The organism is Paenibacillus macerans, from assembly GCF_900454495.1.
Classification (GTDB): domain Bacteria; phylum Bacillota; class Bacilli; order Paenibacillales; family Paenibacillaceae; genus Fontibacillus; species Fontibacillus macerans.
This window is the reverse complement of record NZ_UGSI01000002.1, coordinates 2,150,159-2,163,331: the sequence shown is the minus strand read 5'-3', so window position 1 is coordinate 2,163,331 and position 13,173 is coordinate 2,150,159. Positions and strand designations below refer to the sequence as shown.

15 protein-coding genes are annotated in these 13,173 nt (G+C 52.4%); all 15 read right to left on the bottom strand.

The window, feature by feature from the left end:
* Positions 1 to 279 precede the first annotated feature (279 nt).
* A complete protein-coding gene (locus DYE26_RS32865) occupies positions 280 to 930 on the bottom strand; it encodes an SGNH/GDSL hydrolase family protein (protein ID WP_036621087.1) in 651 nt (216 codons plus the stop codon).
* 393 nt (positions 931 to 1,323) lie between these two features.
* Complete coding sequence (locus tag DYE26_RS32860) at positions 1,324 to 2,562, bottom strand: ABC-2 transporter permease (RefSeq protein ID WP_036621084.1); 1,239 nt, start codon at positions 2,560 to 2,562, stop codon at positions 1,324 to 1,326.
* An 86-nt stretch (positions 2,563 to 2,648) separates the two neighbouring features.
* Positions 2,649 to 3,887 (bottom strand): ABC transporter permease subunit, encoded by a 1,239-nt coding sequence (locus tag DYE26_RS32855; protein ID WP_036621081.1) that lies wholly within the window; start codon positions 3,885 to 3,887, stop codon positions 2,649 to 2,651.
* Between the two features lie 11 nt (positions 3,888 to 3,898).
* On the bottom strand, positions 3,899 to 4,792 hold the full coding sequence (locus DYE26_RS32850) for an ABC transporter ATP-binding protein (protein ID WP_425325242.1): 894 nt from the start codon (positions 4,790 to 4,792) through the stop codon (positions 3,899 to 3,901).
* Positions 4,793 to 4,835: 43 nt separating this feature from the next.
* Entirely contained in the window at positions 4,836 to 5,621 is a 786-nt protein-coding gene (locus DYE26_RS32845) for a hypothetical protein (protein ID WP_036621079.1), read from the bottom strand.
* Complete coding sequence (locus DYE26_RS32840; protein ID WP_036621076.1) at positions 5,557 to 6,156, bottom strand: RNA polymerase sigma factor; 600 nt, start codon at positions 6,154 to 6,156, stop codon at positions 5,557 to 5,559. Before DYE26_RS32840 ends, DYE26_RS32845 begins: the two co-directional genes overlap by 65 nt.
* Positions 6,157 to 6,961: 805 nt before the next feature.
* Positions 6,962 to 7,735 carry a class I SAM-dependent DNA methyltransferase gene (locus DYE26_RS32835; protein WP_036627808.1) on the bottom strand — a complete coding sequence of 258 codons (774 nt, stop codon included), beginning with the start codon at positions 7,733 to 7,735 and terminating at the stop codon, positions 6,962 to 6,964.
* A 29-nt stretch (positions 7,736 to 7,764) separates the two neighbouring features.
* Positions 7,765 to 8,670, bottom strand: a complete 906-nt coding sequence (locus DYE26_RS32830; RefSeq protein WP_036621075.1) for a CvfB family protein — start codon at positions 8,668 to 8,670, stop codon at positions 7,765 to 7,767.
* A complete protein-coding gene (rsfS, locus tag DYE26_RS32825; RefSeq protein WP_036621073.1) occupies positions 8,667 to 9,014 on the bottom strand; it encodes a ribosome silencing factor in 348 nt (115 codons plus the stop codon). The genes DYE26_RS32830 and rsfS overlap by 4 nt, the downstream gene beginning before the upstream one ends.
* Positions 9,015 to 9,602, bottom strand: a complete 588-nt coding sequence (gene yqeK, locus DYE26_RS32820) for a bis(5'-nucleosyl)-tetraphosphatase (symmetrical) YqeK (protein ID WP_036621072.1) — start codon at positions 9,600 to 9,602, stop codon at positions 9,015 to 9,017.
* A complete protein-coding gene (locus DYE26_RS32815; protein ID WP_036621070.1) occupies positions 9,586 to 10,179 on the bottom strand; it encodes a nicotinate-nucleotide adenylyltransferase in 594 nt (197 codons plus the stop codon). The genes yqeK and DYE26_RS32815 overlap by 17 nt, the downstream gene beginning before the upstream one ends.
* A gap of 22 nt (positions 10,180 to 10,201) precedes the next feature.
* Positions 10,202 to 10,492 carry a ribosome assembly RNA-binding protein YhbY gene (gene yhbY / locus DYE26_RS32810; RefSeq protein WP_036621069.1) on the bottom strand — a complete coding sequence of 97 codons (291 nt, stop codon included), beginning with the start codon at positions 10,490 to 10,492 and terminating at the stop codon, positions 10,202 to 10,204.
* A 7-nt stretch (positions 10,493 to 10,499) separates the two neighbouring features.
* A complete protein-coding gene (gene aroE / locus DYE26_RS32805) occupies positions 10,500 to 11,390 on the bottom strand; it encodes a shikimate dehydrogenase (protein WP_036621067.1) in 891 nt (296 codons plus the stop codon).
* 25 nt (positions 11,391 to 11,415) lie between these two features.
* Complete coding sequence (gene yqeH / locus DYE26_RS32800) at positions 11,416 to 12,543, bottom strand: ribosome biogenesis GTPase YqeH (RefSeq protein ID WP_036621065.1); 1,128 nt, start codon at positions 12,541 to 12,543, stop codon at positions 11,416 to 11,418.
* On the bottom strand, positions 12,540 to 13,067 hold the full coding sequence (locus DYE26_RS32795) for a YqeG family HAD IIIA-type phosphatase (RefSeq protein ID WP_036621064.1): 528 nt from the start codon (positions 13,065 to 13,067) through the stop codon (positions 12,540 to 12,542). Before DYE26_RS32795 ends, yqeH begins: the two co-directional genes overlap by 4 nt.
* Positions 13,068 to 13,173: the final 106 nt, after the last annotated feature.

Below are 13,173 nucleotides of genomic sequence, written 5' to 3'. Positions count from 1 at the left end.
TCCGTTTAGTTCATTTTAGATGGCTTGTTTTCTCCAACTTCACTACCTGCTCTTCAGACAGCCCCGTAACCTTAACCACCAGCGATATATCCATTCCCTCGCGAAGCATATTAAGCGCCGCCTTTTCCATGCCGGATATTTCCAATGATAGATCAAAATGTCGATCGCTATCCGTTAATCAATTGGATTTTTCCAATGAGAGACGTCGGCACGATAGAGCAAAAAAGCACCGGATTCTCCTTACCAGGAATCCGGCGCTTTTTTACACAGCCGTCGTCGCTACTCCCACACCCTGCCGCTTTCCGCGGCCGCAAGCCATTGCTTCGCCAGCAGATCGTGGCCGGCTGCGGTCGGGTGCATGCCGTCCCATAGCCAGTATTCCGCATCTGCCTTTTGGGCGGCTTCCTCAAATGCCGCCTGAAGCGGAACATGCACGGCGCCGAACTCTTCCGCCAAACGGAGCACGGTTTGCTGGTAGCGGGAAACGATCTCCCACCACAACTCCCACTTCTCCGCCGTTGCGCTCGTTTTCAAGATGAAAGGCTCGCAGAGAACAAGCTTGGCGTCCGGCAAAACCTCTTTCGTCTCCTGCAACAGATGGCGGTAAGCGCGTTCAAACCGGTCCGTAAACCCGCCCGGCTGATCGTTCACGGTGAACCAGGCGTCATTGACCCCAATCAGCAAGCTGATGACGTCCGGCTTCAGGCTGATCGCATCCTCGTTCCATCTCGCGTATAAGTCGGATACCCGGTTTCCGCTAATCCCCCGGTTGATGAAGGATGGCCGAAGATGGGCGTACTCATTCCCCAGCTTGGCGGCGATGATGTAGGCGTAGCCGTGCCCCAAAATATGGTTGAGGTCGGTTCCGCGGTCCCGATTGCCGTCGGTGATGGAATCCCCTTGAAACAAAACAACCAACCCTTTTTTCATCTTAAATCTCTCTCCCTTTCTTTGGCGAATCATCGGCGAGTTCGCCTACTCGATACGAAACAGGTACAAATTTGCCGCCAAGCCACCCCAATAGTATACACCCTTTTCCATCCGGGGTGTCTTCATCCGTAAAATCGTAGACAAACGTATAACGGCGTGCTTTCAAAGTAGTTTCTCGCGATTGTACTCAATGTGATAACTCAATCTGCTCTCCGTTGTACTCGGCAGTGTCCACTTCTCCCTCATAATACGGCTTTTTCAGAGGGAAATCCAATCCCCTCCCAAAAAATTACACAGATACCTCAAGCAGTGATTTCTGAGCCTCAGCGATAACTAACACGTGGAGGATGATCTTTTTGATGTTTTGCATAATTGCGGCACCATAACTCGCCGTCAAACCACCTGATGCTTTTGGAATGCCCGATAAGAAAGCGGCACCAGCAACGCTATAACGATTACTGCAAACCCTGTCATGACTTTATACTCCAAAATCATTTGACCAAAAATATGGTACACTTCATAATCGGTTACTTTTTTAAAACCGTCCATCATATTTCCCGGAAACAAATCCATTAAATGATTAAACAGACGGCTGCTTTTGCTGGCCGGAATAAACAACGGACCGATCAAGAAAATCCCGCTGGCTACGATAACGGGAAAGGGGCCCCTCATCCGGCTCGACAACCACAGCGTCATCGCACCCACAAGCAGGCAGGCCAGACTGCCCATAAGAACCGTCCATAAATACGATTGAAAAACCGTATAGGGCACAGGCGCCAAAAAGTCAATAATCTGTACACTGGCATTCCCACCATTAAACCCATATATCCCCAATAGCAAGAGCGTATAGGACGCCAGCGCGAAGACAAGCAATCCCAGGGACACAAGGAAACTGGCTTTTAATTTGGCGGCGATAACCTTATTCCGGCCATAGCGGGAGGATAGGATGATCGAGTCAGCCCCGCTCTGGTATTCACCGGCAAACACGGGAGCGAGACAGATTGCAATCACAAAAGCAATGATTAAAAAAAGACTCCGCAGATTCTGAAGCACCTTCTGCCAACCGGTAACATAATCCATTTGAAGAGGAGTAGGAATGTTTTCAATCATCTTTATAAAAAAGGCTTTTTCTTCCGGCGAATAATTGCCATAGGAATAATTGTAATTCAAATATCCGTGGATCTTCTCGATCCGCTTCTGGTAAAACGCCTTTGAGTCACTTGGCTTCAATCTGTCGATAATATAATGATCGTACTCACTCAATGGAGAAAAAGTAAATCGGATCAAAGCAGTAAGCTGTTCTTCCTTTACTTCATATTTGGCATAAGCCCTACTAGTCATCTCCCCTTTCTCATCAAGGTTTCTCGGATCACGCATTATTTTTTGGTGCCGTTCAACCGCATCCGCTACTTTTTCTGCCGTTAACGGGCCCGCAAGCTGACGGTCGTATTCTTTTCGTAAGGAAATAGCCTCCAGTCCTTTTAATTCCTTCCCATCCTTATCCGTTATCCACGCACCCGTAACCATCATACTTGTCAAAAATAGGATTACTGCCGCTAAAATCGCCATCCCCGCATAAAACGATTTCCGGCGGGTGATTTTCTGCAGTTCGAATCGGGTCAACGCATCCATAAGTGGTCCCCCCTATTTTCTTCACCAGCTGTTATAGCCGTTTCATCTTGAAGATAGTGATTAGCCGAAAATAAATACTTATCTGGCTAAACCACCTGATGCTTTTTGAATGCCCGATAAGAAAGCGGCACCAGCAACGCTATAACGATTACTGCAAATCCTAACATAACCTTGTACTCTGGAATCATTTGACCAAAAATATGGTACACTTCATAATCGGTTAGTTTTTTAAACCCGTCCATCATATTTCCCGGAAACAATTCCATCAAATGGTTAAATAGGCGGTTGCTTTTGCTGGCCGGAATAAACAACGGACCAATTAGGAAAATTCCGATAACAATGATAACGGGAAAGGAGCCTCTCATCCGGCTGGACAACCACAGCGTCACCGCACCCACAAGCAGGCAGGCCAGACTGCCAATGAGGACCGCCCATAAATATGATTGGAAAACCGTATAGGGGACAGGCGCCAAGAGCTCAATTATCTGTATACTTGCGTTTCCGCCATCAAATCCATATATCCCCAATAGCAAGAGCGTATAGGCCGCCACCGCAAAGACGATCAGTCCCAGGGACACCAGGAAACTGGCTTTTAATTTGGCGGCGATCACCTTATTGCGGCCATAGCGGGTGGATAGGATGATCGAGTCAGCCCCGCTCTGGTATTCACCAGCAAACACGGGAGCGAGACAAATCGCAATCACAAAAGCAATGATTAAGAAGAGATTCGGCAGATTTTCAAACACATTTTCCCAACCGGTAACATAATCCAATTGAAAGGGAATCGGAATGCTTTCATTCATCTTTATAAAAAAAGCTTTCTCCTTCGCTGAATAATTTCCATAGGAATAATCACCATTCAAATACTGATTAACTTTTTCCATCCGCTTTTGATAAAATTCCTTTGCATCACTTGGCTTCAATCTGTCGATAATATAAAAATCGTACTCATTCAAAGGAGAAAAAGCAAAACTAATCAAGGTATAAATCTGATTATTTTTAACTTCATATTTGGCATGGGATTCAATGGTCATCTCTCCTTTCTTATCAAGGTTTTTCGGATCACGCATCACTTTTTGGTGCCGTTCAACCGTATCCGCTACTTTTTTCACGGTTAACGGTCCGGCAAGCTGACGGTTGTACTCCCTTAATAATCGGATAGCTGGTATTCCGTATAAGTATTTCCCATCCTTACCTGTTATCTGGGTATTCGTAATTAACACAATTGTCAAAAGTGGGATCATTACTACCAAAATCGCAATCCCTGCATAAAATGATTTCCGGCGGGTGATCTTCCGCAGTTCAAATCGGGCCAACGCATCCATAAGTGGTCCCCCTATTTTTCTTCACCGGCTGTTACAGCCGTTTCATCTTGAAAATGGTACAAATACAAATCTTCCAACGTCGGCGCAACCGATACTGCATCCTGGGAGGGCTTTACTGGGGACACGATGCGCAACTCCACCTGATTCCCTTCATGCCGCAGATTGCTTACACAATAGCGGGCATTCCATTCCTCCGCCTCTCTGGCCGAAACTTGGCAGGACCATACACAACCTTCCATGGTAGCAGTCAGTTGGGCCACCGTACCGGTCATCAACAGCCCTCCTTGCTTCATCACTATAATTTGGTCGGCTATGTATTCCACATCCGACACAATATGCGTTGAAAGAATAACGATCTTATCTTTGGCCAAATCGGCAATCAAATTGCGAAACCGTACCCGCTCCTTGGGATCAAGTCCGGCCGTCGGCTCGTCCAGCACCAACACACAGGGATCATTAAGCATCGCTTGGGCAATGCCCAGCCTTTGCTTCATGCCTCCGGAGAAGGTCCGGATTTTCTTGCGGGCCACTTCCTCCAGAGCAACTGTGCGCAGCAATTCACGAGTTTTCCCCTTCGCCGCCGCCAGCGTCAGTCCCTTCAACGAACCTACATACCACAGGAACTCCTCCGCGCTGAAATCAGGGTAATAACCGAAGTCCTGCGGCAAATAGCCCAGCAGATCACGATAACGCTCCCCCATGCGGGCAATATCCTGGCCGTTCATCTGAATCGTTCCCGATGTTGGATTGAGTATTCCGCAGATCATCCGCATCAACGTTGTTTTTCCCGCGCCGTTAGCCCCAAGCAGACCATACACACCGCTGGACAGGCGAACCGAAATATCGTTCACCGCTTTTTTAGCGGAAAATTGCTTACTTACCTGATTCAAGGTTAGTTCCATCATTGAGCGCCCCTCCACACTGATTTATATCTATAAAACCATAATTTTACACAACGATTCTCAACGCAGTTTCTATACTCCGACAGGCCTTGCGTACTCCGCTTACCTCGAAAGTAATTCCTGTGACTGTAAGCAGCAGCAATGCCAGCCATACTCCGATTGCCGATGTTTCAAACATTCCGAGGGAGGGATTAAGTGCCAGTATCGTTTGTACTAGTGCCACAAGACCGCAGTAAATCAAACAGTAATACCCGCAGCTCGGGGTGCGAACCCTATTCAACAGCCATAAGCAACCAAGACAGGTCAAATTGAAGGGCACAAGTAAATAGAGAAGAATGATGCTGATATCCATCTTCATATAGGCGCTCAATAATATGGCCAACACTGCCAGACCTATCAGATCCGCTATTCCCAACAAGCTCATACGAACCAATATCAGCTTCTCCAGAAGATGGCGCGTACTTAATTCGATCTCCAGCATACGGCAGCTTAACGATCGCGTTAACGTCTGTATACCCGCTGTCACCAGTAACGGTGCGGCAATAGAGACCAGCATGATAAGTTGGATATTTTCATTCGGTTTGTGAAGAGAATGCTGTAACATCAGAGCCGTCCCAAGTACAATAAATAACTGCGCAACCCACACCTTCCAGCTGATGAAGCGAATCTGGGTCATATAAAACTCTGAAAAGGATGTTCTGCGGGCCGCCTGTGTTCGGTGCAGTATCTCTCTCGCCCCTTTGACGGTTTCCTCCAGCTTCTGCTTGTCAACGAGGGGTGAGGGGTAGTTCTGCAGGGCGGCGATGATGGTATTTCGCGACTCCTTGTCCAACGGATTCACTCCTTTCCCAGTACTGCCTTAGTACAGTCAAACCACGTTTAACCCGATATTGCACCATACAAACATTCACTCCTGTTATGCGAGCAATATCACGGAAGGTCAAATCCAAGCAAAACCGCATGAACACCAGTTCCCGTTGCTCTTCAGGCAACAAATGGAGCAACTCATGAACCAGTTGCCTCCTTTCTACCTGATCCTCTATTGAGATGCTTTGCTGCAAGACTTTCCTTTCCGCCTCCTCCGCTGCTTCCTCCCAAGATAGGGACGGCCGCTTCCGTAGATGATCATTGCAAAGATGGCGAGCGATCGTGTATAAGTAAGCGCGGCATTTTCCTGTATTTCTGTAACCTTCAATGTGTCGACAAAAACGATAAAAGGTTTCTTGTGTCAAATCCTTCGACTCTTCCTCATTCCTTATCCGCCAGTAACAATATTTCTGAATGTCAGCATAGTAGAGTTCAATCAGTTGCGTCAGATATTGGGTTTCCCCCTGCTGGATACGCCTAATCCATTCACTCTCGTCCAACCTCCTCCCCCCTCTCCATCATGTATAACTGTTTTAGGTGAACAAAAAATGAAATAGTATGTGTCTTTTTTGTGAAGTTTCTCAAACAGAAACTTCATATGAATTTGCCTGCATATTACCCTGTTCGATTCTAACAAATATTAGAAGAGTAACGGGAAAATACGGCGGTCATTTGAAAACGGAAGTCGGAAACCATCAATTTGATACTACCGTCAGTCTCCCTCTTCCGGATAGTAATCCGGATAGTAACCCACGCCCAAGTTTCAGTACACCGATAAAAGTTGTTGACAGTAATACGGTGAAGTAAGTGGTCTCGAGAAAAAAAACTCGCTGAGGAGAGGCGAAAAATATCGGCAGATCAATACCCGCTGTCCGGACGCTTTGCACGATTATCCCGTTTGATCCGGCAGCAGAGAGGAAGATAAATTCAGGAGAGGAAAATAGGTTTGGGAGAAGCAGACATGTTCGAGATCGTTAGACAGATTTGTGAGAAGGAAGTTTAGGAGACGTGAAGCAGACCTGACGGGAGGAAGGAGGGGCAAGACACCGGGAAAAATGAAAGGGCCCTGATTAGCCCCCCTCTACCCCTGAACAAGAGGGATAATCGTGCAAAGAAGCATGAGGGATACCAGGACACGAACGCTATCATAATTTATTTTGTCAAGCACTGATCTCGGTTTTTAGCCAAAAATAGGCCGCCCAAAAGCGGCCTCCCCCGGCTTGCGGTTCGCCGTATGAAGTGAACCATATGTCGTTTTATACTGTTAGCCTTATCGCCGGCCCTTATTCTACCGTCGCAGCTGCCTTATTTCACGGCCACATAAAACAGCCGAGCGGCGTCATCCATCGCTTCAACCCACTCGAAGTCGGCGTAGCAGTTCACTTCGCGGAAGCCGCATTTCAGCAGCTCGCTTTTCATCCATGCCGGATCATAGGCGCGCTGTGTATGCGTCTCTTCAAAACGGCGGTACAAGCCCGGCCCGTTTTCCTCTTCGCGGGCGAAAATCGTCAAATGATGTTCGATCTCATTCCGGAACGGGTCGCGCTCGCACGTCCAAATATACGCCACCCGCGATTCGTCCCAAATAAACGGCTGCTCCTCCTCATACCTGATCAAGGTATTCGGGTGATGCACGTCAAACAGGAACGTCCCGCCGGGTTTCAGCCCCTCGTATGTACGGCGGAAGGTGCGGACGATATCGTCCTCTTCCAGCAAATAGTTCAGGCAGTCGCAAAAGGAAATCACCGAATCCACCGGTTCCGGCATGGCCCATTCCGTCATGTCCTGCTGCACCCAGCGCACACTGCCTTCCCGGAACAGGCGAACGCCCTGGGGCGTGCCTTCCATTTTGCGCCGGGCCACCGCCAGCATATCGGCGGATAAATCGATGCCCGTCACCTCGAAGCCGGAATTTACGAGCGGAATCGTGATGCTGCCCGTGCCGCAGCCGAGATCGACGACCGACTTCGGCATCCCGTGCCGCTCCCAGGCGGTACGGGCAAAGCGGATCCAGTCCGGGTATGGCATATCCTCCATCAGTTCGTCATATACATAGGCAAATTTTCGATACGAAGCCAATTTCGTCACCGCGCTTTCTGTGATTTAGCCTATTCCCCGGCATTTCCTTCCCCGGCCTCGGGCTGCGTCAAATAGGTCCAGTTCTCCTTCTGCACGACCTTGCCCTCTTTCATCAGCTTGCCGAGCGCGCGCTTAAACGCCGCTTTGCTGATGCCGAAGCGCTGTTTGATTAAGTCCGGCGGCGTCGCGTCCGAATACGGCATTCCCCCGCCAGGCCGGCTGCGCAAATACGCCAAGATGCGCTCGGCGTCCTCGCCCATGCCGACTTCCTTGCGCGGGGCCATCGACAGGTTGACGCGCCCGTCCTCGCGGACATGGGCGACCCGCACGCGGACGCTTTCGCCCAGCCGCAGCAAGCGGCTTCGCTCTGTGGCGTGGATCATGCCGATCGCGCCGAAACCGAGCACGCCGCCCTGCACGATCACGAACGTGCCCATTTGCAGCGGCTTGTATACAATCGCGTCCACCCAAGTGTTTTTCCACGACTGCGGGGCATGAAACGTATGCGGAGCCAACTCCTGCTCGCCGGCGAGCTTAGCCTTCAGCCGCCCCTGCTTGTCATGCTCCATGATCACGTAAACATGGTCGCCCACCTGCGGATGCAGTTCCTTTAGCTCCGGCAGCTCGCGGATCGGAAGCAGCAGCTGCCGCCCGAGTCCCATTTCCAGAAAGCAGCCCAGCCGGGGATGCACGTCCGCCACCTCCAGCAAAGCGAGCTCACCGAGCGTAAGCAGCGGTTTTTTCATCGTCGCCGCCAGCCGGTCCTCCGTATCGTAAAACAAAAACACATCCACCGTTTCGCCCGGCTTCACCTGCCGGGTCAGCTCGGAATAATGCAGCAGAACGTCCTGCCCGCCCGCGCTGAGAAAATAGCCGTAAGGCGAAACCTCCCGGTCGATCGGCAAAGAAACGATAGTGCCCGCAACGAGACTCATACTGTCTCCACAACTTTGGCGTCCGACCAAAGCCGTTCGATGTTGTAATATTCGCGCTCATCGCGATGGAACACGTGCACGACGACATCCCCCAGATCCATCAGCACCCAACGGGCGGAATCCATGCCTTCGATGCCGCGGATTTGCGCTCCGGCCTCCTGGGCCCGTTTGCGCACCTCGGTGGCGATTGCCTGTACCTGCGTATCCGAGTTGCCGTGGCAAATGACGAAATAATCGGCAATCAGGGAAATGCCTTTCAAATCGAGGGCCACGATGTTCATCGCTTTTTTATCGTCAGCGGCCTGAACCGCCAGGTTTAACAATTCATTTGATGTTACCGCCATTCATTCAGCCTCCTTGGTTTTTGCTCTTTGTTTGATCAAATCGTTGCGCGCCAGCAGCGTCAGCGGAAAAATCGGTTTACCCTTCTCCAGCAAAAAAGAAATGGTCGAATCGAAGCCGGCGATCAGCGCGTCTTCCAGATTCGTCTCGGCCAGTTCGCGAATCTTCTCCACCCCGGGAAACTCCCGCCCCGGCTCCATGTAATCGGCCAGGCAGACGATTTTGTCCAGCAGGGTCATGCCGACCCGGCCGGAGGTGTGGTAGCGGATCGCGTCAAGCACCTCCTGGTCCTCCACGCCGTAATCCCTGCGGGCGATAAACGCGCCGACCTCGGCGTGCAGCAATTGCTTGTCATGTTCCAGCAGTTCGGCGTTCAGGCCGTTCTCGCGGATGATCGCTTCCTGCCGGTCGATCGGCCAAAACTTGGCCAAATCATGCAGCAAGGCCGCCAGATCCGCTTTGACCGGGTCGGCCCCGTAACGCCCCGCGAGGATGACGGCGGTTTCCATCACGCCCTCGACATGCTTCCAGCGTTTCGCCGGCATCCCCGACGAAACCGCCGCAATCAGCTCATCACGACTGTATCCCATACAATCCGCTCCTTGTCATATAATCATGCACGGAATCCGGCACCATATACCTGACCGAACGCCCCTGCGCCAAACGGCTGCGGATCAGGCTGGAAGAGATGTCGACCAGCGGCATTTCCGCCAGCCGCACCGCCTCCTGAATAAACGGAGGCAGCGCATCCAGTTCCAGAAAACTGCCCGGCCGCTGCAGCCCAATGAACGTAAGCATTCCGGCCAAATCCTCGATCCCTTCCCATTTGGGCAGGTAATTCACCATATCCGCGCCGATAATAAAATACAAGTCCAGATCGGGATGTTGTCCCCGGATTTCCCGGATCGTATCCACCGTATAGGAGACGCCGCCCCGCTTCAGCTCAATGTCGAGCGGCTTAAAGGCGGGATGGCCCTGAATGGCCGCCTCGACCATTTCCAGCCGCTGCTTGCCGCTGACTCCGGCCCGGTGTTTATGGGGCGGAATATGCGAAGGCATAAACCAAACCTCTTCAAGATGATGCTGTTCTCTGGCGGATTCCGCCGCAAGCAAATGGCCGAGGTGGATCGGATCGAACGCCCCGCCCATAATCCCGACTTTTTTCATGTTGGTTTCCCCCCGGGCCGTCCTAAGGAAGCTCGATTTGTTTGTATTCGCGCGATTCCTTGTACAGGACGATCGTGCGGCCGATAAGCTGCACCATCTCTGCGCCGGCCCCTTCCGCCAAGGTTTCGGCAATCTCCCGCGGATCGTCCAAATTGTTGTTCAGCACGGAGATTTTGATCAGCTCGCGACGCTCCAGCGCTTCCGCGATCTGGCGGATCATATGCTCGTTCGTCCCGCCTTTGCCTACTTGAAAAATCGGCTGCAGCCCATGCGCCAGACTGCGCAAATAACGTTTTTGTTTTCCTGTTAGCATTGTATATTCAAGACCCCTTAACATTCAAATGTGCGATGCCCATACTGGCCATAACCGCCGCGCGCATCGCTTCAATCGGAGCGGGCAGGCCGGTCCAATGTTCAAACGCGTACGCGCCCTGGTAAATAAACATTCCGAATCCGCTGTGGATCGTGCAGTCTTTCATCTCGGCTCTCCGCAGCAGCTCCGTTTTCAGCGGATTGTAAATCAGATCGCTGACGACAATTCCCCCCGGAAGGAGAGCGGGATCGATCGGGGTTTCCTGCACATGCGGGTACATCCCTGCCGATGTCGTATTGATCACAATATCCGCCGCTTGCAGATATTCCGCCGCTTCCTCCATGCCGCAGCCGCTTATGCGGCCGAGATGGGCCCATTCCGCGGCCAGCTCACGTGCTTTGTCCGCCGTCCGGTTGGCCACTATGACGTGGGCGGGACGTTCCAGGAGCAGCGCGTAAATGATGCCGCGCGCCGCGCCGCCCGCGCCCAGCACGACTGCGGTTTTACCCGTCAGATCGGGCACCGTCTCCTCTTTCAGAGAACGGATGTATCCAATGCCGTCGGTATTGTACCCCGTCAGCGTGCCGCCATCGTTGACCACCGTGTTGACGGCGCCGATATAACGCGCCCCTTCATCGATCCGGTCCAAATATTTCATTACATCCAATTTATGCGGGACGGTGACATTGATGCCGCGAAAGCCAAGCGCCGCGATCCCCTGCACGGCCTCCTTCAACCGCTCGCCCTTCACGTGAAAAGGCAAGTAGGCCCCGGCGAGGCCGCAAGCCTTCAGCGCCGCTTCGTGCATGGCCGGCGATTTCGAATGCCCGATCGGATCGCCGATCACGCCAAGCAGCAGCGGCAGCTTGTTCTTCTCCATTTGTTCCTGACCGTTCATAACTTCCCCCTCGGCCCCCTCAAGATCAAATTAAGGAGCGGCGCACCAGCACCTTGATTCCTTTCGGAACATGGGCGGCCACGACGGCCCCGGCGTCGCTGTTGATTTTAATCCAGCCCAGGCCGGAAATGAACAGATCGCTGCTGCTTCCCTTGTCGATCCGGAACTCGTGCCGTGTCCATTCCGGAAGCTTGTCTATGTTTTCCCGGCTTGGCGGCGCCAGTATCTCGCCCGCATGGTCCGCGAACAGCTCGTCGGCCCGCGCCAGCTTCGTCCGGTGAATCGGCACGCGCCCGCTGACGAAACAGGTGAACGATTGCCGATCCCCTTGTACGAAATCAAAACGCCCGAAGCCGCCGAAAAATAACGTCTGCCCTTCATTCAACTGATAAACCGCCGGCTTCAGCGGCTTCTCCGGCAAAATGACGCCCAGATCGCCGGGGGCCACCATCTCGCTGTACCGCGAAGGATACACGATGCCCGGCGTATCGATGATCTCGCGCCCGTCATCGAGCGGAATATGGACCATATCGAGCGTCGTGCCCGGATAACGCGAAACGGTGAGCTCCTGCTCCAAATCGCTGTAATCGCGGATCAGCCGGTTGATGAGCGACGATTTGCCGACATTGGTCGCCCCGACCACGTATACGTCGCGATCGCCGCGGTGGGCCGCCACCGCCTCCAGCAGGCGGTCAAACCCGCTGCTTTGTTTGGCGCTGCACAGCACGACGTCCTCCACCTTCAGCCCCATATCCTTCGCTTCCTTTTGCACCCAGTTCCGCACCTTGTTCCAGTTCGTCACCTTCGGCAGCAGGTCGATCTTGTTCACGGCGAGCAGCACCGGGTTGTTGCCGATAAACCGCTGCAGCCCGGAGATGACGCTGCCCTGGAAGTCAAACAGGTCGACGATATGGATGACAAGCGCCTTTTTGCCGCCGATTTGCGCCAGCAGCCGCAGGAATTCATCCTGCTCCACCGTCACCGAAGACGATTCGTTGTAATTTTTAATGCGAAAACAGCGCTGGCAGATTACCGGCTCTTTGGCGAGCGCCCCGCTCGGGACATATCCCGGCTTATCCTGCGCCTCGCTTTGCAGGGCGATGCCGCACCCGCTGCAGCGAAGTACGCTTGCTGTTCCCCGTACCTCCGTCATCGTTTTTTTTCCTCCTCCAGCCATAATCCAACTTTGCCCAGCCGCCGTTTGACGATACGCTCCAGCAGCCGGTTGATGCGCGTTCCCAGCCCTTCATCCTGCACGGAAATCGGCAGAACCAGGATCGTGTATAAATCCAGGCGGTTGCCGCCGAACACGTCGGTCATCAACTGGTCGCCGACCACCACCGTTTCCTGCGGAGCCAGTCCCATCATTTCCATCGCCCGGCGGAACGCCGCGGCGGACGGTTTTTTGGCCGCATGCACAAACTCGATATTTAAAGGGTTGGCAAACGCCGACACCCTGTCCCAATTATTGTTTGACACAATGACCAGTTTAAACCCGCATTGCTTCACTTTCCCGAACCATTCGATCAGTTCGGGCGTAGCGAGCGGCGCCTTGGCCCCGACCAGGGTGTTGTCCAAATCGGTGATGATGCCCCGGTAGCCACCCGCGTACAGCTCCTCCAGGTCGATTTCGAACACGGTGTCGACGCGTTTTTTCGGTATAAATATCTCAAACAATTATGTTCACCTCAGTTTCCATACGACAAACTATACCATAATCTGCCGCCAACTGCCTATATTTTGAGAGGCAGCAACTCTCAATTTAAAAAGAAAACGCCCCTCG

Coding starts and splice junctions, on each gene's coding strand:
- DYE26_RS32865 (WP_036621087.1), bottom strand. CDS start 930: ATGAAAAAAGGGTTGGTTGTTTTGTTTCAAGGGGATTCCATCACCGAC.
- DYE26_RS32860 (WP_036621084.1), bottom strand. CDS start 2,562: ATGGATGCGTTGACCCGATTCGAACTGCAGAAAATCACCCGCCGGAAA.
- DYE26_RS32855 (WP_036621081.1), bottom strand. CDS start 3,887: ATGGATGCGTTGGCCCGATTTGAACTGCGGAAGATCACCCGCCGGAAA.
- DYE26_RS32850 (WP_425325242.1), bottom strand. CDS start 4,792: ATGATGGAACTAACCTTGAATCAGGTAAGTAAGCAATTTTCCGCTAAA.
- DYE26_RS32830 (WP_036621075.1), bottom strand. CDS start 8,670: ATGAGTCTCGTTGCGGGCACTATCGTTTCTTTGCCGATCGACCGGGAG.
- rsfS (WP_036621073.1), bottom strand. CDS start 9,014: ATGGCGGTAACATCAAATGAATTGTTAAACCTGGCGGTTCAGGCCGCT.
- yqeK (WP_036621072.1), bottom strand. CDS start 9,602: ATGGGATACAGTCGTGATGAGCTGATTGCGGCGGTTTCGTCGGGGATG.
- DYE26_RS32815 (WP_036621070.1), bottom strand. CDS start 10,179: ATGAAAAAAGTCGGGATTATGGGCGGGGCGTTCGATCCGATCCACCTC.
- yhbY (WP_036621069.1), bottom strand. CDS start 10,492: ATGCTAACAGGAAAACAAAAACGTTATTTGCGCAGTCTGGCGCATGGG.
- aroE (WP_036621067.1), bottom strand. CDS start 11,390: ATGAACGGTCAGGAACAAATGGAGAAGAACAAGCTGCCGCTGCTGCTT.
- yqeH (WP_036621065.1), bottom strand. CDS start 12,543: ATGACGGAGGTACGGGGAACAGCAAGCGTACTTCGCTGCAGCGGGTGC.